A 21,214-nucleotide genomic window follows, 5' to 3' on the forward strand; every position below is an offset into this window, starting at 1 on the left:
TTAATTCTCCTTTGAAATCGTAGAATCAATCGTTGCGCAGACATTATGTTTCACCATTTTCCGTGCTTGACGAATTGCACTGTAAAAACCTTGTGCATCTGATGAGCCATGCGCTTTAATAACTGGGGCCTTCAATCCAAATAATACCGCTCCACCATATTCTTTATAATCCATTTTATTTTTAATGGTTTTCAAGCTTGGTTTCATTAAAACCGCGGCTACTTTCGTTTTTGTTGATGACATAAAGCCCTCTTTTAATAAAGAGAACAATGCCCCAACAGACCCCTCGATTGTTTTTAATACCATGTTGCCAGTGAACCCATCTGTCACAACAACATCAGCGGCGTGATTTAATAATTCACGCGCTTCGACGTTACCGATAAAATTAATCGGTGCTTCTTTTAATAAATCAAAAGCATGTTTTGTTAAATCATTACCTTTTTTATCTTCTGTACCAATATTTAATAAACCTACAGTTGGGTTTTTTACGCCGCGCACTTGTTGCGCATAAATGCTGCCCATAATCGCATATTGTACAAGATTTTCTGGTTTAGCATCTGCATTCGCACCTAAATCAAGCATATCAAAACCAGCATCATCCAATGTTGGTAATGTTGTTGATAATGCGGGGCGGTCAATGCCGTCAATACGACGAACAATAAATAAACCAGCTGCCATTAAAGCACCTGTATTCCCAGCAGATACACATGCTTCTACTTCACCATCAGCAACAGCTTGCGCCGCACGCACCATTGAAGCATCTTTTTTACGACGAACAGAGCGCACTGGCTCATCTGTTCCTTCGATTACTTCTGTACAATGAATTACTTCTAAACGATTATGCTGTTTTAAAAAAGGTTTCATTTTCTCTTCGTCGCCATAAAGAACGATTTCTAAATCAGAAAAATCTTCAAGCGCTTTGTAGACACCTTCAATAATTTCTTTTGGCGCATTGTCGCCACCCATACCATCAATTGCAAATTTCATTTTATTCACCTTTACCTTTCGTACGGTACATTTCAAAATCTCCCGTAAACACTGTCGTACCATTTACTGTTGATGTCACACTTACAAATGTACGATTATTGTCATCACGACTTGTTACAGTTGCTTTTGCAATAACGCGATCTCCTGCATGTACAGGGCGCGTGAATGATAACGTTGATTTAACAGTTAACGCTAAATCGTCATCAATGACAGCGACCGCCAATGAATTTGCTTGTGCAAATAAATGGTGTCCTCGCGCAATATTATTACGCTGGAAAACATGATCCTCTGTCACATCAAAAATAGACAATGCTCGTTCATCTAACTCGATATCAATAATCTCACCAATGATTTCATCGAGAGGTAAAGTTTTTACTTCATTTTCAAAATTATGTGCTGCTACGTCTTTAATGCGTTCGCGTAACTCGGGGATAGATAATTCCATACGGTCTAATCGGATTGTTTGAACACTAACATTAAATTTTGTTGCCAGTTGATCATCCGTAATAAAAGGATTATCTTCAATAGTCTGTTTTAACAACTTTTGTCGTTCTTTTTTTGAATACTTCATCGTTTCAATATGCCGCTCCCTTTGTATTAGCACTTGGTACTAATATCAGTATATAAATATAAAAAGGAGAATGCAAGTATAAATTGCACTCTCCGCTTCTAATCAATGCGCTCACCCGTCATAACACCAGATTTTTCAAGTGATTCACGCAGTGGACCATACTCCTCGTCATGCCAAAATTCATCGGTATACAAAAGGTTGTTCGCATCGCGTCGTGCTGTTTCTAATGCTCGATAATCATGAACTAAATCAGCCATTTTAAATTGTGGTATACCACTTTGTTTACGCCCAAAAAAGTCGCCCGGACCGCGAAGTTCTAAATCTTTTTCAGCAAGGCGGAATCCATCATTCGTTTCGGTCATAGAAATCATGCGTTCTTTTCCTTCTTCGCTTTTAGGATCCGCTACTAGTACACAATAAGATTGATGCTCCCCGCGCCCTACACGTCCTCTTAACTGGTGTAACTGTGCGAGGCCAAAACGCTCTGCATCATAAATAACCATAAACGTGGCATTTGGTACATTCACACCAACTTCGACAACGGTTGTTGATACGAGTACATTGATAGCACCTTCGCTAAATGACCGCATAACCGCATCTTTTTCATCGGCTGGTAAACGACCATGCATAAGTCCTACTGTAAATTTATCAGCAAAAATAGTTTGTAGCTGCGCATGAAGCTCCACTGCATTTTGGACATCTAATTTATCCGACTCCTCAATCAATGGACAAATCAAATAAGCTTGACGTCCTGCTGCCAATTCCTGCTCCATACGTTGTAAGACTAGATTGAACTGCTCCGCTTTCAGCCAATTTGTTTCAATTACTTTTCGCCCTGCTGGCATCTCATCAATAATGGATACATCCATTTCGCCAAAAGCTGTAATCGATAATGTACGTGGAATAGGTGTCGCCGTCATAAACAACTGATCAGGACTTTCTCCTTTTTCACGTAACACGCGCCGTTGGTTGACACCAAAGCGATGCTGTTCATCGGTAATCACAAGCCCTAATTTATGAAACGCAACATCTGGTTGGATCAATGCATGTGTACCAATTAACACATCAATGTCGCCAGTTGCTAAATCTGCTAATAATGCCCGACGTGCTTTTGCTTTCGTAGAACCAGATAATAACTCAACACGAACATCAAATGGCTCTAGCCAGCTTCGTAAATTTTCTAAATGCTGTTCTGCTAAAATTTCAGTAGGAGCCATTAAAGCACCTTGAAATCCTGCTGTCACTACTGCATAAAGGCCACTCGCTGCAACGACGGTTTTACCCGAACCTACATCACCTTGTAGTAAACGGTTCATTCGTTGTGGTGTTAGCAAGTCCTTACAAATTTCATTAACAACACGTTTTTGCGCCCCTGTTAAATCATATGGTAGAGCCGCAAAAAATGTGCGTAATTTTTCAACATCATAGTGAATCGCTAAGCCAGCCTCGTCTTCACGACGTACTTTACGAAGCGCCTGCATCTTTAGCTGAAAGACGAGTAATTCCTCGTATACAAAGCGTCTACGTGCTTGCTTTGCATGCATCGCATTTTGAGGGAAATGCACGCCTTCTAATGCTTCATGAATTCCTAATAGCTTATATGACTCTCGCAATTTTCCTGGCAAAGTTTCCGGTATCATGAATGCTACTTCATCTAATGCTTGTCTCATAAAATGACGGTATTTTTTTTGTGTTAATTTCCCTTTTAAGCTATAAACGGGTTCAAAATCTGCCTGTGCATCTTTCGGTCCAAAGTGAACTTGTGAACCACTAATTTGCTGACGGCCTTGATCCCATTTGCCAGTTACAGTAATAATCGCACCCGGCTTTAATTTATTTTTTAAATATGCTTGATTAAAAAAAGATACGCGAATCAAATGGTTGCCTACAAGCATTTTAAATTGTAAGCGTGAACGACCTTTGCCCATAAACATGACATTTGGTACACTTTCAACGCGTCCTTCCACTGTCACACGCTCATTGTGAGGGGTTTGTGCTAAATCTTTCAGTCGAAAATCTTCATGGCGAAACGGAAATGTCATAATTAGTTCTTCTATTGTATGGACACCCATCTGTTCTAAATTTTCGGCAGCTGTCTTCCCAACACCCTTAAGCTCTGTAACAGGGCTTTTTAAATCAATTGCCACTGTTCGCTACAGCTCCTCCAAAAATACGTTTTTCTAACCAGCGACCGGTTGGTGTAGCAGCCAATCCGCCTTGTGCCGTTTCACGTAGTGCAGAAGGCATCGTTTGACCAATTCGATACATGGCATCGATTACTTCATCTGTTGGAATGCGACTTTCAATCCCTGCTAATGCCATATCAGCAGCTACCATTGCATTCGCTGCACCCATTGCATTACGCTTTACACAAGGTACTTCAACTAGCCCAGCTACAGGGTCACATACTAAGCCTAGCATATTTTTTAGTGAAATGGAGAATGCATGTGCAGATTGTTGCGGTGTTCCACCTGCCATTTCAACAATTGATGCTGCCGCCATTGCAGCTGCTGAACCTACTTCCGCTTGGCAACCACCCGCCGCACCTGAAATAGACGCATTATTTGCGACAACAAAACCAAATGCACCTGCTGTAAATAAAAAACGTACCATTTGTTCATGCGTAGGATTTAATTTATTTTTAACCGCAAATAACACACCCGGTACAACCCCTGCTGAGCCTGCTGTTGGTGTGGCGCAAATCATGCCCATCGCGGCGTTTACTTCGTTCGTTGCAACAGCTTTGCTAACAGCATCTAATAAGAAATCTCCGCTCAATCCTTTACCAGACTGAATGTATTTTTGCATTAATACAGCATCGCCACCTGTTAGACCAGTAACCGATGTGACACCTTTTAATCCACGTTCAATTGCTTGGTCCATAACTTCTAAGTTACGTTCCATTTGGGTAAAAATTTCTTCACGCGTACGTTCAGACATCCCCATCTCTTGCTCAATCATAATCTCTGATAATAATTTATTTTCATTTTCTGCGCGTTCGACTAATTCACGAACGTTACGAAATAACACTTCCATCTTCATTCCTCCTAGCTATTTTTGATACGTGATACTTGCGTAATATTCGGTAGTCTTTCTAGCTCATTTAAAATATCTTCATGTAGATTTTGATCGACTTCAATGACCATTAAAGCCATCGTACCGCGTTCTTTCCGTGACACTTCCATATGTCCAATATTAATCTGATGGCTCGCTAGACATACAGCCACATGTGCGACAACACCTGCACGGTCATTATGCACGACTAAAATAGCGGGCATACCACCTGACATACGTAAACGGAAACCATTTAATTCCGTAATTTCAATGGCACCACCACCAATTGAAATTCCGCACATCGACATTTCGTTTCCTTCTTCATCTCCTAAAATAATACGTGCTGTATTCGGATGCTCTGAAGCACCTGTTTCAGGAATAAATTCAAATGTTAAACCAACCTTTTCTGCTTCGTCAAAAGATGTTTTAATGCGCTCATCGTATGTTTCATAGTCTAATAAGCCACCAATAATTGCGACATCGGTACCATGACCCTTATACGTTTCCGCAAATGAGCCATATAAATGTATTTTTGCCCATGTTGGTTGTTTACCAAATAAATCTCGTGCTACGCGACCAATTCGCGCTGCTCCTGCTGTATGGGACGAAGAAGGCCCAATCATAACAGGACCAATAATGTCAAAAACGGATGAAAACTTCATTCGTAGTCCCCCTTTAGTAAATAAGTAATTGTAGTATCATTTTATCCTATTCAAGTCATAAACCCAACATTTATGCAATTGGGAACGATTGCATTTTACTATTTTGTCCGACTAAATAAGACATGCCAGAAAAAAAACGCAAAATAGTGTTGTACAAGGCGTGTAAGATGCGTTTTCACGGTGTACATTACGAGGAAAATTTTTCATAAAAAAGAGGCTGGGACAAAACGTTGCATTTTCCTTTTTTAGTGTTCGCAACGAAAAACCGGAACCGCGCCACAGCACGATTCCGGTTTTTCTTATGCTCCTATGAGAGGTTGTTTTACATGTATGTCCTAGCCTCTTCAATAGTTACTCGATTATTCAACTGAGATGATGTAAGGATATACCGGTTGTTTACCGTTATGTACTTCCACTTCTACATCTTCATAATTTGCTTCAATAAATCCTGTTAGTTGAGCTAATTGTTGTTGTGTCGTATTTTGACCATAAAGGATTGTAACGATTTCAGAATCTTCATCGATTACTTTTTTCACTGCTTCTTCTGCAGCTTCCTCTAATGTTTTAACAGACGCCACAATTTTACCTTCAACCATTGCCATGAAATCATCTGTGTGAATTTCAACGCCATCGATTGATGTATCACGAACTGCTGTTGTAATTTGTGCGGTTGAAACGCCCGCAAATGCGCGTGTCATTGCTTCAGCATTTTCTTCTACTGATGCCTCTGGGTTAAATGCTAAAATAGCGCTCATACCTTGAGGGATTGTTTTCGTTGCAACAACAGCAGCTGGAATATCTAATAATTCAACCGCTTGTTCTGCAGCCATCACAATGTTTTTATTATTTGGTAAAATTAATACTTTTTCAGCGCCAACTTCTTTAATTGCATTAACGATATCTTCTGTAGATGGGTTCATTGTTTGACCACCCTCGATAACATATGATGCACCAACGCTTTCAAGTAATTCTTTTACCCCTTCACCTAGTGCTACTGTAACGATTGCATAAGGTACTTTTTTCACTTCTTTTGCTGCTGTAGGTTTTTCGTCACCTACGATAGCTGTATGTTGTAAACGCATGTTATCTACTTTGATCTTCACAAGGCTACCATATTGGTGACCGTATGAAATAACGTCACCTGGTGTTTCAGAGTGAACGTGAATTTTAACGACTTCATCATCGGCAATCACTAATAATGAATCCCCAAATTTGCTCATTTCTTCACGGAATTGTTCTTCGTTGAATGGACGTTTGTCTTCCTCGAAGCGTACCATGAACTCTGTGCAATAACCGTAAACGATTGCTGAAGTATCCATGAAATCTTGTACACGATGGTGCTCAGCATTTACTAAATCATCTAAAGAAGATTCAATTTTCGCTGGTAACTCTTCGCCTTTTAAACTAGCAACAAAGCCTTCATATACAAATACTAGACCTTGGCCGCCACTATCGACAACACCAACTTCTTTTAAGACTGGTAACAGGTCTGGTGTTTTGTCTAAAGCGACTTTAGCAGCTGCTAAAACTTCTTCCATTAACACAATAATATCGTCTTCTGTTTCAGCTACTTCAACAGCTTTTTCACCTGCTAAACGGGCAACCGTTAAAATTGTCCCTTCTGCAGGTTTCATCACTGCTTTATAGGCTGTTTGAACACCATAGTTTAATGCATTTGCAAATGTCTTTGTTGTTAATGTTTCTTCTTTCTCAACCGCTTTACCGAATCCTCGGAATAATTGTGAAAGAATAACGCCTGAATTTCCGCGTGCGCCCATTAATAAACCTTTTGATAAGGCTTGTGATACTGCACCAATATTTTCTGTGACATTGTTTGCTACTTCTTTAGCACCTGATGTCATCGAAAGATTCATATTTGTACCTGTATCACCATCTGGTACTGGGAATACATTTAGTGAATCTACGTAATCTGCGTTTTGAGATAAATGATGTGCTCCAAGTTGCACCATTTCCGCAAATTTAATGCCGTCTAATGACTTCATTGATTTAGTTCCTCCTCTTAATCGTTCGCTACTCGAACACCTTGCACATAAACATTTACTGAATTAACAGCCATGCCTAATGTTGTATCAAGTGTATATTTTACTTTTGATTGGACTTGATAAGCTACTTCTGAAATTTTTGTACCATAGCTAACGATTACATACATGTCTATATGTAAATTTTTATTTTCATCTTCGCCGTCTTGACGTACTAGTACGCCACGTGCAAAGTTTTCTTTACGTAAAATATCTGTTAATCCATCACGAATTTGATGCTTACTTGCCATGCCGACAATTCCGTAACATTCGATTGCAGCTCCTCCAGCAATTTGTGCTACAACATCATTTGCGATATCAATATGACCGAATTCATTTGTAATTTCTACTGACATGATATGGCCCCCTGTCTAAAATTAACTTCACTTTATTGTACTATACAAAATCTTATTATAAAAGATTCCGCTGTATTCGTCCATTTTTGCACAAAACATAGTGTAAAGGTTTTTTTCTTGAAAGTCTAGGATTTAGTTATTGCAAAGTGCCAATCTGTATGTTAAATTATTATAGTATGTGAAATACCGAAGTGAAACACACTCTTTCAACTTCTTAAATGAGGAGGAAATTAATATGCCTAAACAATGCGTAATTACTGGACGTAAATCTCGTTCTGGTAACAACCGTTCACACGCTATGAACGCTTCTAAACGTACTTGGGGTGCAAACTTACAAAAAGTTCGTATCTTAGTAAACGGCAAACCTAAACGTGTTTGGGTTTCTGCACGTGCACTTAAATCAGGTAAAGTTGAACGCGTATAATTTTTAGCGCTGTCGAGACACCTTGCTATAGCAAGGTGTTTTTTTGTACAAACAAAAAGAAGAGGCTGGGACAAAACACGTCATTTTCCTTTTTTAGCGTTCGCAACGAAAAACCGGAACCGTGCCACAGCGCGATTCCGGTTTTTCTTATGCTCCTATGAGAGGTGATTTCTACACGTATGTCAAAGCATCTTTTCTTATACTCATCAATTTTAATTAGATTTCTTTTTGTTTAGTCGTTGCTACGAATCATCAATAAAGCGCCCTCTGAAAAGCTAACAGTCGCGGACGCACTGATAACCTCATTACTCGTAAAACGCGTTGTACCCATTTGTACCAGCTCTGAATGTGTTTCATAGGCTACTCCCTTTAATGTTACGTCCGGAACATCTCGTCCAAAGGCAAAAAAGGACATATATTTATAGCGTTGATCATAAGGTAAACGTGATGTCCCTGGTAAAATAAAGCGCACTTCATTTGTTTTATTCATTAAACGGATCGAACAGTTAGGTGCTTCCTTTTGTAAACGATACACTAAATGTAAATTTGATTCATAATGATCTAAGCGACCACCTGTAGCACCTGTTACGGTAATTTTTTGTGGTTTCATTTCTAAAGCGCGGATAATGGCAAGTTCAGTATCCGTTTCATCTTTCTCTGGTTCATGGCGCTCAATAGTCTTGACTTCTCGTTCTACTCGCTGCCACTCTTCAATTGTTAATGAATCAAAATCACCGACTGCCATTGTAGGTATAATTCCTTTATCTAATAAATAAATCGTGCCGTGGTCCGCTCCAATAAAGACGGCATCATCAAAAGAAAGGAGGACGTCGCGTTCTGCGACCTCCTCCTCTGGACCTCCTGCACAAATAATAACGTGCATTAAAGCGCCGCTTCTCCGGCTTCTTTAATTGCTTTTAAAGCAGCGGTACGATCTTCTTTACCGAAGATAGCGGAACCTGCAACAAAAATTGTTGCACCTGCTTGTGCACAAGGTACGATTGTTTCGGCGTTGACGCCTCCGTCGATTTCAATCGCAACATCTAAATTTTTCTCTTTAATAATATCTGATAGCTCTTTAATTTTTGGTACAACAGAATGAATGAATTTTTGACCACCAAAGCCTGGATTTACTGTCATAAATAGCACCATATCAATATCTTCTAAAACATGCTTAATTGTTTCAATGGGTGTATGTGGGTTTAAAACAACACCTGGTTTTACGCCATATGAGCGAATCAATTGAATCGTACGATGTAAATGACGGCAAGCTTCTACATGGACCGTAATATACGCCGCGCCTGCTTTCGCAAATTGCTCGATGTATTGGTCTGGATTTTCAATCATTAAATGAACATCTAATGGTAACTCTGTATGTGGACGAATCGCATCCATAGCAATTGAACCAAATGAAATATTTGGCACGAAATGGCCATCCATTACATCAACGTGAATTAAATCCGCGCCTGCTTTTTCGACATCTTTCACTTCTTCAACAAGTTTACCAAAATTTGCTGCTAGAATTGATGGTGCAATTTTAATCATAATATTAGTACCTCGGCTTTCTATCTGTTATCTCTTGTAGGAATTGTAGATAATGATCATAGCGATATTGCTGTAAATCACCTGCTTCTAGTGCTGCTTTAACGGCACATTTAGGCTCTTTCACGTGTAAACAACCACGGAATTTGCAGTTTTCTGAGAGACGCGCTAAATCTGGGAAGCAGTATGTTAATTCCTCTTTCTCTATTGTATCAAAATCAAATGAACTAAAACCAGGTGTATCTGCAATTAATCCACCTGCTACTTCGATTAATTCAACATGGCGTGTCGTATGTTTACCACGACCAAGTGCATCAGAAATAACACCCGTTTTTAAATTCAATTGTGGCATTAACGTATTCAATAGTGTTGATTTACCAACACCTGATTGTCCAGCAAGCACAGACGTTTTCCCTGCTAATAGCGGCGTTAATTTCCCTAAAATAGAAGCATCGTCTTTAAACGTTTCAATAACCGTGTAGCCAATCCCCTCATAATCCGCAATATAGCGTGCCATATCTTCACGTTTTTCTGCTGGGAGTAAATCCATTTTCGTTAAGCAAATAAGCGGTTGAATATGGAATGATTCGAGTACAACTAAAAAGCGGTCCAATAAAATCGTATTAAAATCAGGTTCTACGACAGAGAACACTAAAATTGCTTGATCAATATTTGCAATCGGTGGTCGCACAAGTTCATTCTTTCGCTCTGCAATCTTTGTCAACGTGCCATCATTATTTCCTTCCACCTCATACTCTACAAAATCTCCAACGAGTGGTGTAATGCCACGTTTACGAAAGACCCCACGTCCTCTCGTTTGAATAAGTTGTTCTCCATCTTGTACATAATAAAAGCCACTTAATGCTTTTCGAATTTGGCCTGTTGCCATATACTGCCTCCTATAAATCGTCGTAAAGGATTGTTTCATCATAAATCGTCTCACCATCACGCGTAATGCGATAAATGCCTTCTTCATCCTCTTCAATTACTAATTTTAATCGTTTTGTTGTTGTTTCCGTAATCGAGAATGTTTGATATACATCCTCTATAGAATGATCTTTATCTTGAATATAAATATCAATTTTTTGTGGTATAGGCTCTTCTTGTTCCGTATCTGACTCTTCTTCAGTTGCCGGTTCTTCAGTAGTTGCTTCATCGTACGGAATTTCAATCGTACGAATTAACGTTTTAGATGTTTTTTCAGCTGGACCTTTTGATAAAACGACTGTCACATCACTACCAGCACTTAGTTGTGTGCCAGCAGCAGGTGATTGTGATAGCACTTGCTCCTTCTCAAAAGTTTCTGAGTACTCTTCTCCGGTAATCCGAATGTTCACACCTGTCTGTGCTGCATAATCCTGAAGCTGTGATTTAGAATAGCCAAGTAAATTCGTTAGCTCAAATGTCTCAATACCTTTACTCACTGTCAATGTTACAGTCGTTTCTTCTGGTACGACTGATTTTCCAGCAGCTGGCTTTTGGCTTAAAATCTCATCGACTTCTTTAGAAGAATATTTTCGCTTCACCTTCACCTCAAAGCCTTGTTGTTCAAGTAATTGTTGTACTTGCCCAACATCACGCGCTACATAATCATTTAATGTCACCTGACGTTTACCGTTTGAAATCACTAGATCAATTTCGGTATTTTTATCAACTTTTTTCCCAGCCGATGGTGTAGTCGTAATAATATTGCCATCCACGATATCATCAGAAGACTGATTTTTTCGTTCGCCAATCGTTAAGCCTGCATTTTGAATTTCTGTTAGTGCTTTTTCAAGTGAAATATCGGTTACATCTGGCACTTCTACTTGCTGTGCTTTAAATAAACTCGGGAATAAAATAAGTGCTGCTAAAAATAAAATCATCAACATCCCTAATATGCCCAATGTGATAAGCCACTTATTACGTTTTTTCTTCTTCGGTGTTTCTTCGACTGGTTTTGGCGTAGGCTTTTGCTCTACTTCCATCACACGCGTCGCCTCATCATCTTCAGGACTTGGTGTGAAGTCACGAATAACTGGTAGCGCCTTTGTCTTATCCATATCTTCTGGCACGACAAATTTCGGTTCATTACTACGCGTATCATCAAGCACCGTTTCTAAATCTTCACGCATCGCTTCAACTGATAGATAGCGGTATTTGGGATCTTTAGCTGTTGCCTTTAAAACTACATTTTCTAAGCTCTGTGGAATAGATGGTACGATTTTTCGAACAGATGGCGTTTCAGCCTGTAAATGTTTCAGTGCAATTGATACCGCTGATTCACCGGAAAATGGCAACTGCCCAGTTAATAATTCATACAGGACAATGCCTAACGCATACATATCCGATTTAACAGTGGCAATACCGCCACGTGCCTGTTCTGGCGATAAATAATGCACCGTTCCTAGCACAGAATTTGTCTTCGTAAAGGACGTCGCCGACAACGCCATTGCAATACCAAAATCGGTAATTTTCACCGTACCATGTTCATCCATCAAAATATTTTGCGGCTTAATGTCTCGATGAATAATTTGATTTTGGTGCGCATGTGCAATAGCAGATGTTAATTGCAGCATAATCGTTACGGCACGCTTTGGCGATACAGGTGCATGTTGCTGAATATATTGCTTCAATGTTTGACCCTTTACATGCTCCATTACGAGATAATGCATATCAGCTTCTTCCCCTACATCATAAATCGATACGATATTAGGATGCGTTAAGCTTGTAGCAGATGATGCTTCCCGCTGAAAACGACGATGTAGTTCATCTTCATCAGTAAAATTATAACGTAATACTTTAATAGCAACGTCACGGTCTAAAATCACATCATGTGCTAAATAGACATTGGACATACCGCCGCCACCAATGAGTTCTAGGATTTTATAGCGGCCGCCAATACTCTTGCCAATAAGCATGCGCTACACCTCCTCTCGATCAGCTTCTAGTAGGATAAACGAAATATTATCTTCGCCGCCATACTCATTTGCTAACCTAACCAATGTTTGACCTTTTTGTTGAAGAAGCTCATCTTCCACGACGATGCTATGTAATTCAGAAGGTGTTAGCTTATTACTAAGACCATCTGAACAAATTAATAGATAGGAATAAGGCAACAATTGGACCTCATAGTAGTCTGGTTCAATTGTTGCCTCAGTGCCTAAAGATTTAATGATGTAGTTTTTCTGTGGATGCGTTTTTGCTTCTTCTTCACTAATTTGGCCGGTTTCTACAAGAACATTCACAAAGGAATGATCTCGTGTGATTTGTTCTATTTGATTTGCTTGAATAAAATAAGCGCGACTATCACCCACATGACAAATTGTCACATGTTGCTGCTCAATTAACGCGGCGATAATCGTTGTTCCCATACCTTGGCATTCTTCATGTGTCAGCGAATAACGATAAATTTCTTTATTAACGCGCTTCACAGTTGCTGCAAGCCATTGTTTCTTCGCTTCTCTATCGAGTGTCTCTAATTGCTCAAATGCTTGCTTAAATCCTTCAACTGCCATTGTACTTGCGACATCACCGGCATTATGACCGCCCATGCCATCTGCAACAACTGCTAATTGAAGGTTTCCTCGCGATAAGAGTAGCGTCCGATCTTCATTTACCGAGCGCTTTTTTCCAATATCACTTTCAACCGTAAATCTCAAGGGCACTTCACCTCTTTAACAATTAGTGTGCTGTTTCTTCTTCACGTTCTTGTGCACGTAATTGACCACAAGCAGCCGCGATGTCAGAACCTTGCTCACGACGAATTGTTACGTTAATACCACGGTCTTTTAATGTGCGCTCAAAAGCAAAAATACTGCTACGTGATGTACGAACATAATCACGTTCTGGCACGTAGTTAATCGGAATTAAATTGACATGACATTTAATGTCTTTAATTAAGTCCGCTAACTCATTTGCCACGTCTGTCGAATCATTTTGACCAGACATTAAGCCATATTCAAAACTTACACGACGACCTGTTTTTTCTGTATAATATTTAACCGCATCAAGCAATTCGTTTAATTTATATGCTTTTGCGATTGGCATTAATTTTTGACGTGCTTCTTGGTTTGGTGCATGTAATGATACGGCGAAGTTGATTTGTAATTCTTCATCCGCAAATTTATAAATTTTTGGCACAATACCAGAAGTTGATACTGTAATATGACGCGCACCGATATTTAATGATTGGTCATGGTTGATAATACGCAAGAATTGCATCATGTTGTCATAGTTATCGAACGGTTCCCCGATACCCATAATAACGACGCTTGATACACGTTCGTCTAATTCATCTAATTGACGTTGTACTTTCACAACTTGTTCCACGATTTCACCTGCTAATAAGTGACGTTTTAAACCACCTAATGTTGAGGCACAGAATGTACAACCGATACGACAACCTACTTGTGTTGTGACACAAATAGAATTTCCGTAGTCATGGCGCATTAATACCGTTTCAATTGAATAGCCATCTTGTAATTGGAATAAAAATTTAATCGTACCATCTTTTGATTCTTGTTTTACAAGTGTTGATAATGTACTTAGCGCAAAGCTAGCTGCTAATTTATCGCGTAAGCCTTTTGATAGATTGCTCATTTCTTCGAATGAACCAACACGTTTTACATAAAGCCAATCGAAAATTTGTTTTGCACGAAATGATTTTTCGCCATTATCTTTTAACCACTGCTCTAAATCTTTTGGTAGTAAAGAGTAAATTGATTCTTGTAAGACTGGCTTTTCTTTTTTGATACGTTTTTTTTCAGTTACTGGTTTTAAAATTTCTTGTTCCACGTTGGAATCTCCTTATTACTGTGGCTTAGAGGCCGTAGCCTGTTCAGCACTTAGTTATTTCACTTAGCCTTGTTTCACGAATGATGCGACAAAGAAACCGTCGCTATTAAAATCTTGTGGAAATACTTGCATCATACCACTGTCGCGTAATTCTTGCGCAGCTTCAGGTGCATTAGAGACAGGTGAAAGCTTCATATCTGGATGCTTCGCTAAAAATGCCTCCACCGTTCCGTTGTTCTCCATTTTATCAATTGTACACGTACTGTAAACCATTTTGCCTTGAGGTTTTAATAATTCATAGGCAGAATCCAATAAATCAAGCTGAATTGCATGTAATGAAGCAAAGTCTGATTCTGATTTTGTGTACTTAATATCTGGCTTACGACGAATCACGCCTAAGCCACTACATGGTGCATCGACTAAAACACGGTCAAATGACTGTTTTTCAAATTGTTCTTGTGCTTTACGACCATCTAACAATTGTGGCTTGATAATTGATAAACCTAAACGATCTGCATTTTCTTGAATCAATTTAATTTTATGTTTGTGAAGGTCTGTTGCAATTAACTCGCCTTCATTATTCATTTTTTCAGCGATATGCGTTGTTTTACCACCAGGGGCTGCACACATATCATAGACGCGCATACCAGGCGCTACATCTAATGCATACGCAGGTAGCATTGAGCTTTCATCTTGAATAGTAATAATCCCCTCAGCAAAAGCATTTGAACGTGCTGGTTGACCTTCTAGGACATGCAAACATTCTGGAATGTTTTCGCTACGACGCACAGAAAATTTTTCATCCCATAACGCTTCTAGACCACCGCGCGTATCCGCCTTGATTGAATTGACACGTACAGTTTGAAGTGGTGGTAGATTATTTTCGATTAACATATCTTCTGTTGCTTCAATACCAAATCCCTCAATATAGCGACGAACAAGCCACTCTGGGTGACTTGTTTCTACAGAAATACGTACAGCTGGATCTTTGATGGCTGTTGTTTCACGTAAGCCTTCACGTAAAATCGAGCGTAAAATACCATTTACAGTCGCGCTAACGCCACGGTGACGCGCACGATGTTTTGCGATTTCTACCGCTTCATTTACTGCCGCATGGTCTGGAATTTTATCAAGATATGCAATTTGATAAAGTGCTAGACGTAATAGCCAGCGTACCCATGTATCTAATTTTCCGCGTACATACGGCTCTAAATAATAATCTAATGTTAATTTATATTGTAATGTGCCATAAGTTAATTCCGTTAATAAACCACGGTCTTTTGCTGAAATATTATATTTCTCAATTGTTTTATGAAGCAATAAATTACTGTAGGCTTGCTTTTCATCAACGGCTAATAAAATCGTTAAGGCTGCGTCACGTACATTTCCGTCCCAAATGACGGCTTTCTTTTTACTCATTCAAATAGATCCCCAATCGCTAATTTTGAGCCTACACCGTTTAAATAGTTCACAGCTGGCATCGCTTTTTTTCCTGCTGGTTGAATTTCTAGCACATCAACCGCTGTTCCTTCACCACACGCTACAGTAAAGAATTTTTTTGCTTTGGCAACGACTGTGCCTGGTGCGGCTGTTGTTGTTTCTGCCGACTCACGTACAGCCCATATTTTGACGTTTTCATCCGCGAATGTTGTATAGGCAACTGGCCAAGAGTTTAAGCCACGTACTTGATTAAATACGGTACGCGCTGATTTTGTCCAATCAATGCGCTCTTGCTCGCGTGAAATATTATGTGCAAATGTCACAAGTGATTCGTCTTGTGGTGTGCGGCTATTTGTTCCTGCCACAATCGCTGGAATTGTTTCTTTTAGTAGGTCACGACCAATGATGCTTAATTCATCGAATAATTGACCCGTTGTATGATGGTCTTCGATTGTGATAGCACGTTGTGAAATAATATCACCTGCATCTAATTTTTCAGCCATATACATAATCGTAACACCTGTTTCAGCTTCTCCATCTAAGACAGCTTGGTGAATTGGTGCACCCCCGCGGTATTTAGGTAGTAGCGATGCGTGGACATTAACACAACCTAATTTTGGTGTATCAAGTAACGATTTCGGTAAAATTTGACCAAAAGCAGCAGTTACAACTAAATCTGGATTTAGTGCAATAATTTGTTGTAACTCTTCTGAGCCACGTAATTTTTCAGGTTGAATAACTGGTAAGCCTAACTCAAGCGCTGCCGCTTTTACTGGTGGTGGCGTTAAGATACGTTTACGGCCTACTGGACGGTCTGGCTGTGTGACAACAGCTAATACGTCATAGCCTTCCTCAACTAACATTTGAAGAACAGGTACTGAAAAATTCGGTGTACCCATAAATACGATAGACGTCATTATTCTTCCTCCCCAAACATATCAGCCATTTCTTCTGGCGTATACATTTTTGATGCTTTTGTTGTGAACAATACCCCGTGTAAATGGTCAATTTCATGTTGAATAACACGCGCATCATAGCCGATTGCTTCTAATTTATATGTTTTACCGAAGCGGTCTTCAAATTCCACACGCACACCATTAGCACGCTCTACATCACCAAATTGCTCTGGAATGCTTAGGCAACCTTCTAAATCGACATTCGTATCTGTTGAATATTGGACAATTTCTGGATTGATTAATTCTAAGATTTCTTCCTCTTCTTCAGAATCAATATTCATTAAAACGATAACGGCTTGTAATGATTGGTTGACTTGTGGTGCGGCAATTCCAACACCCTCACTTTCAACCATTGTTTCATACATATCATCTAATAATTTATGCAGTTTTGCATCAAATTTTGTGACAGGTTTTGCTTCTGCTAACAAGATGTCAGCTGGTTCTGTTACTACGTTTAAAATAGCCATAAAATCCTCTTTTCTATATGGACGATGGGTCGAGATCGACGAATAATTGTACGCCGTCTTTTATCCAATCCGTACGATACATTCTAATTAATTGTTTCAATGCCTCAATCAAATTAGGCTCTACTTTATATTTTATCAAACATTGATAGCGATATCTATTTTGGATTCGGCTAATTGATGCTGGTGTTGGACCAATTAAGCCAACTTGTGGCGATAAATTCGCTTGAATGAAGCGCATCGCTTGGTGTGCATAGTCCGACGCCTTCATAGCATTTTCATGACTAATTTGAATAAGGACAACAAAAAAGTACGGCGGATAGCTAAAACGATGGCGCATTTTCATTTCACGTTTATAAAATGGTTCATAATCTTGTGATTGTGCAAGCTCAATTGCATAATGTTCTGGCGTATACGTTTGAATAACGACCTGTCCCGGCAGTTCATGACGTCCGGCACGACCACTGACCTGTGTTAGTAGCTGGAATGTCTTCTCTGCTGCTCGGAAGTCTGGTAAGTTCAGCGACGTATCAGCACTCATAACACCAACAAGCGTAATATTCGGGAAATCAAGTCCCTTCGCAATCATTTGTGTACCGAGTAAAATATCCGCTTCACCACGACCAAAAGCATCTAAAATACGCTCGTGTGCCCCTTTTTGACGTGTTGTATCCACATCCATTCGTAGTACACGCGCTTCTGGGAATACTTTATGCAATTCCTCTTCAATCTTTTGCGTCCCTGTACCAAAGAAGCGAATATGCTCACTTTGACAGCTTGGACACGTGGTTGGCATCGGTTCTTCATAGCCACAATAATGACAGCGTAAGGAATGCGATGTTTTATGATACGTTAATGAAATATCACAGTTTTTACATTGCACAACCGTTCCACAATCTCGACATAACACGAACGATGAAAAGCCACGGCGATTTAAAAACAACACCATTTGTTCACCGCGCTCCAGACGCTCACGAATCCCTTGTGCTAATGCAGTAGAAAACATCGAACGATTCCCTTTATGTAGCTCATTACGCATATCAACAATTTCAACGCTTGGTAATGCTTGATGCTTCGCACGTTCAGTTAGTTTTAATAACGTATATCGTCCTTTTTGTGCACGAGCGGATGACTCTAGTGCTGGTGTGGCACTCCCTAAAATAACCGGACAGTTATAAAACTGACTTCGCCAAATAGCTGCATCTCGTGCATGGTAACGCGGTGTGTCTTCTTGCTTGTATGTGGATTCATGCTCTTCATCTAAAATAATTAAGCCAATATTCGTAAATGGTGCAAAAACGGCCGAGCGCGCACCAACGACAACGCTCACTTCACCACGCTGTACTTTTCGCCACTCATCGTATTTTTCACCCATCGATAAGGCACTATGCATCACGGCTACCTTATCTCCAAAACGTGCACGGAATCGTTCCGTCATTTGTGGCGTTAATGAAATCTCAGGAACGAGTACAATCGACTGTTTTCCTTCGTTCATCACATGCTGGATAGCTTGTAAATAAACTTCCGTTTTCCCGCTTCCGGTAACACCTTGCAGGAGAAATGTTTCCGCACGTTTCGCATCATAAGCAGCGTTAATGGACGTTAGTGCCTGTTGTTGCTCCTCTGTAAGCGTTAAAGCATTTGTTGCTTGCACTTCTTTTGAAAAAGGATCACGGTACGTTTCTTCATCTGTAAAGGTTGCCGCACCACGTTCTACAACACCCTTTAATACCGCATCTGACACGTCTAATAATGCTGCTAGTTCTGCTGGCACAAATTCTTCGCCTGCATGCTCAGACATCCACTGCACAACATGCAATTGCTTTTTCGCACGCGCACCCATTGACTCTGCAAGCTCTTGTAAGAAAAATTTATCGTCATGTACTTTAATTTTACGAACCGTCTTCGCTTTCCCTTGCTGCTTTACAGCGGTAATCACTTCGACTTGGCCATCTCGAATCGCACGCTTTAAAGGTGCCAGTAAACCTTCTTTTTCAAATAGTTTATACGTTGAAATTTGTCGCTTCCCAAATACACGTTGAAGCGACTCATCTAGAGTTGTCACAGCCACGTTTAAAACGACTTTTTTCTCATATTTTGCACGCAATGCATTCGGTAGCATTACTTGTAGTGCATCAATTTCATAACATAATGTTTTTTGCGTCATCCACTTCGCCATCTCAAGCATTTCAGCAGTTAAAACAGGTGTTAAATCTAGTAGCTCCGCAATGTCTTTTAGCTTCCCTGCTGGCACATCCGTCGTATCACTAAAGCCCACGATAAAGCCGAGGACATTGCGCCGGCCAAAAGGTACTTTGACACGACTGCCTGCCTCGACTAAATGGACTAACTGTTTTGGGACACCATAATCAAACGGACGGTCAACTGGATAAGCGGACACGTCAACAATTACTTTTGCAATCATTTCGCAACACCTGACTGTGCAATGATTGTTTCTAATAATTGCGTTGCTAAGGCTCGTTTAGATGTGGACGGGAAATGCTGTACAAAATCATGGCCATATAAGGTCACTGTATTTTGGTCCGCGCCAAAGCCGCGATCTGTTTTTGACACATCATTGGCGATAATATAATCTGCATTTTTACGTGTTAATTTATCAAGTGCATACGTTTCCACATCATTTGTTTCAGCAGCAAAGCCGATTAACAGTTGATGTGTCTTTTGAGCGCCAAGCGTCGCTAAAATATCTGGTGTTCGCTCAAGCTCCATCTGTGTATCACCCTGCTGTTTTTTTACTTTCTGTTGTGCTGCCTGCTTTGGACGATAATCTGCTACTGCAGCTGCTTTAATGACATAATCTGCTGCGTCATAGCGCGATAAAATCGCTTCTAGCATCTGTTCGGCACTTTCAATCGCAATAACGGTCATACCACTTGGATCTGGTAGCGCTACGGGCCCATGTACAAGCGTCACAGCAGCACCTAAATCACGTGCTGCTTCCGCCATTGCATAGCCCATTTTGCCACTTGAGAAATTCGATAAGTAACGTACCGGATCGATTCTTTCTAGCGTAGGTCCAGCAGAAACAATCACTTGCTTGCCTTTTAGTGGTAAATTTTGTGGTTCAAAAAATTTACTCACTAGCGCTGTAATTTTTTCAGGCTCCTCTAAGCGGCCTTTCCCTACATAACCACATGCAAGATACCCAGCTGACGGCTCGATAAAACGAATACCATCTGCATAAAGACGGTCAATATTACGTAATACTGCTGGGTGGTCATACATATGGACGTTCATTGCTGGTGCAATCCAAACAGGTGCTGTTGTCGCAAGCAATGTTGTCGTCACCATATCGTCGGCAATGCCATTTGCTAGTTTCCCAATGACATTCGCTGTTGCTGGTGCTACAAGTACTAAATCCGCCCAGTCTGCTAAATCAATGTGAGCAATGACATGCGAATCTTTTTCATCAAATGTATCGTAAAATACATCATTTTTAGACATCACTTGAAAACTTAATGGGTTCACAAATTGACGTGCTGATTCTGTCATAATCACTTTCACATGTGCGCCAGCTTGCGTCAATTTACTAACAAGCGCAACGGCCTTATAGACAGCAATCCCACCAGACACACAAAGTAAAATCTTTTTATTCACAAGCATTCGTATTCCTCCCCAATAAAATAGAAAGCTCCCAAGAATCATACCTGGGAGCTTCTTCGATTCTCATCGAGTAATTGTTGTTGATGGCGAAATTAAACTTCGTCTTCGTATACTTTTGATTCGTCTTGTTTTTCTTTTGTTAAAACGCCTGCAGCTACTTCTTCAAGTGCTTTACCAACGTTTTTCACAGATTTATAATTGCTTAAAAGTTCAGCAGAACCCTCTTGCATAGTGCGCGCGCGTTTTGCAGCAAGGCTCACTAAAGAATATTTTGAATCAATTTTTGTTTTTAATACGTCAACTGATGGATAGATCATCG

20 protein-coding genes are annotated in these 21,214 nt (G+C 40.0%); 1 reads left to right on the plus strand and 19 read right to left on the minus strand.

Going from position 1 to position 21,214, the window contains the following annotated elements:
• From plsX to QI30_RS10675, 7 genes are all read right to left on the minus strand, one after another.
• Complete coding sequence (plsX, locus tag QI30_RS10645) at window positions 1–987, minus strand: phosphate acyltransferase PlsX (protein ID WP_126990776.1); 987 nt, start codon at window positions 985–987, stop codon at window positions 1–3.
• Between the two features lies 1 nt (window position 988).
• Entirely contained in the window at window positions 989–1,558 is a 570-nt protein-coding gene (fapR, locus tag QI30_RS10650; RefSeq protein ID WP_020189411.1) for a transcription factor FapR, read from the minus strand.
• Between the two features lie 98 nt (window positions 1,559–1,656).
• Window positions 1,657–3,705, minus strand: coding sequence for an ATP-dependent DNA helicase RecG (gene recG / locus QI30_RS10655; RefSeq protein WP_126990777.1), 2,049 nt, complete (start codon window positions 3,703–3,705; stop codon window positions 1,657–1,659).
• Window positions 3,695–4,594 carry an L-serine ammonia-lyase, iron-sulfur-dependent, subunit alpha gene (gene sdaAA / locus QI30_RS10660; protein WP_020189409.1) on the minus strand — a complete coding sequence of 300 codons (900 nt, stop codon included), beginning with the start codon at window positions 4,592–4,594 and terminating at the stop codon, window positions 3,695–3,697. Before sdaAA ends, recG begins: the two co-directional genes overlap by 11 nt.
• Before the next feature lie 11 nt (window positions 4,595–4,605).
• Window positions 4,606–5,274: an L-serine ammonia-lyase, iron-sulfur-dependent subunit beta gene (gene sdaAB, locus QI30_RS10665; RefSeq protein WP_020189408.1), complete on the minus strand. Its 669-nt coding sequence runs from the start codon at window positions 5,272–5,274 to the stop codon at window positions 4,606–4,608.
• A 359-nt stretch (window positions 5,275–5,633) separates the two neighbouring features.
• Window positions 5,634–7,277 (minus strand): DAK2 domain-containing protein, encoded by a 1,644-nt coding sequence (locus tag QI30_RS10670; protein ID WP_126990778.1) that lies wholly within the window; start codon window positions 7,275–7,277, stop codon window positions 5,634–5,636.
• Between the two features lie 17 nt (window positions 7,278–7,294).
• Window positions 7,295–7,669 carry an Asp23/Gls24 family envelope stress response protein gene (locus tag QI30_RS10675; protein WP_020189406.1) on the minus strand — a complete coding sequence of 125 codons (375 nt, stop codon included), beginning with the start codon at window positions 7,667–7,669 and terminating at the stop codon, window positions 7,295–7,297.
• Between the two features lie 235 nt (window positions 7,670–7,904).
• On the opposite strand from QI30_RS10675, the gene rpmB reads away from it, so the two are divergent.
• The gene (gene rpmB, locus QI30_RS10680; RefSeq protein ID WP_010286489.1) at window positions 7,905–8,093 is read left to right on the plus strand and encodes a 50S ribosomal protein L28; all 189 of its coding nucleotides are present in this window, start codon (window positions 7,905–7,907) and stop codon (window positions 8,091–8,093) included.
• A 232-nt stretch (window positions 8,094–8,325) separates the two neighbouring features.
• On the opposite strand, the gene QI30_RS10685 is transcribed toward rpmB, so the two are convergent.
• The 12 genes from QI30_RS10685 to rpoZ form a co-directional block, all read right to left on the minus strand.
• On the minus strand, window positions 8,326–8,976 hold the full coding sequence (locus QI30_RS10685) for a thiamine diphosphokinase (protein ID WP_020189405.1): 651 nt from the start codon (window positions 8,974–8,976) through the stop codon (window positions 8,326–8,328).
• Window positions 8,976–9,638 (minus strand): ribulose-phosphate 3-epimerase, encoded by a 663-nt coding sequence (gene rpe / locus QI30_RS10690; RefSeq protein ID WP_126990779.1) that lies wholly within the window; start codon window positions 9,636–9,638, stop codon window positions 8,976–8,978. Before rpe ends, QI30_RS10685 begins: the two co-directional genes overlap by 1 nt.
• 4 nt (window positions 9,639–9,642) lie before the next feature.
• Window positions 9,643–10,524 carry a ribosome small subunit-dependent GTPase A gene (gene rsgA, locus QI30_RS10695; RefSeq protein WP_126990780.1) on the minus strand — a complete coding sequence of 294 codons (882 nt, stop codon included), beginning with the start codon at window positions 10,522–10,524 and terminating at the stop codon, window positions 9,643–9,645.
• A gap of 10 nt (window positions 10,525–10,534) precedes the next feature.
• On the minus strand, window positions 10,535–12,535 hold the full coding sequence (pknB, locus tag QI30_RS10700; protein ID WP_126990781.1) for a Stk1 family PASTA domain-containing Ser/Thr kinase: 2,001 nt from the start codon (window positions 12,533–12,535) through the stop codon (window positions 10,535–10,537).
• Window positions 12,536–12,538: 3 nt separating this feature from the next.
• A complete protein-coding gene (locus QI30_RS10705; protein ID WP_126990782.1) occupies window positions 12,539–13,276 on the minus strand; it encodes a Stp1/IreP family PP2C-type Ser/Thr phosphatase in 738 nt (245 codons plus the stop codon).
• 22 nt (window positions 13,277–13,298) lie between these two features.
• A complete protein-coding gene (gene rlmN / locus QI30_RS10710; RefSeq protein ID WP_126990783.1) occupies window positions 13,299–14,411 on the minus strand; it encodes a 23S rRNA (adenine(2503)-C(2))-methyltransferase RlmN in 1,113 nt (370 codons plus the stop codon).
• A gap of 63 nt (window positions 14,412–14,474) precedes the next feature.
• A complete protein-coding gene (gene rsmB, locus QI30_RS10715) occupies window positions 14,475–15,830 on the minus strand; it encodes a 16S rRNA (cytosine(967)-C(5))-methyltransferase RsmB (RefSeq protein WP_126990784.1) in 1,356 nt (451 codons plus the stop codon).
• Window positions 15,827–16,768, minus strand: a complete 942-nt coding sequence (gene fmt, locus QI30_RS10720) for a methionyl-tRNA formyltransferase (protein ID WP_126990785.1) — start codon at window positions 16,766–16,768, stop codon at window positions 15,827–15,829. The genes rsmB and fmt overlap by 4 nt, the downstream gene beginning before the upstream one ends.
• A complete protein-coding gene (gene def / locus QI30_RS10725; protein ID WP_020189397.1) occupies window positions 16,768–17,274 on the minus strand; it encodes a peptide deformylase in 507 nt (168 codons plus the stop codon). Before def ends, fmt begins: the two co-directional genes overlap by 1 nt.
• A gap of 13 nt (window positions 17,275–17,287) precedes the next feature.
• Complete coding sequence (gene priA / locus QI30_RS10730) at window positions 17,288–19,696, minus strand: primosomal protein N' (RefSeq protein WP_126990786.1); 2,409 nt, start codon at window positions 19,694–19,696, stop codon at window positions 17,288–17,290.
• Complete coding sequence (gene coaBC / locus QI30_RS10735) at window positions 19,693–20,895, minus strand: bifunctional phosphopantothenoylcysteine decarboxylase/phosphopantothenate--cysteine ligase CoaBC (RefSeq protein ID WP_126990787.1); 1,203 nt, start codon at window positions 20,893–20,895, stop codon at window positions 19,693–19,695. Before coaBC ends, priA begins: the two co-directional genes overlap by 4 nt.
• Before the next feature lie 92 nt (window positions 20,896–20,987).
• The gene (rpoZ, locus tag QI30_RS10740; protein WP_126990788.1) at window positions 20,988–21,212 is read right to left on the minus strand and encodes a DNA-directed RNA polymerase subunit omega; all 225 of its coding nucleotides are present in this window, start codon (window positions 21,210–21,212) and stop codon (window positions 20,988–20,990) included.
• Between the last annotated feature and the right edge of the window lie 2 nt (window positions 21,213–21,214).

The sequence above is a fragment of the Candidatus Kurthia intestinigallinarum genome (assembly GCF_003991225.1).
Lineage (GTDB): Bacteria > Bacillota > Bacilli > Bacillales_A > Planococcaceae > Kurthia > Kurthia populi.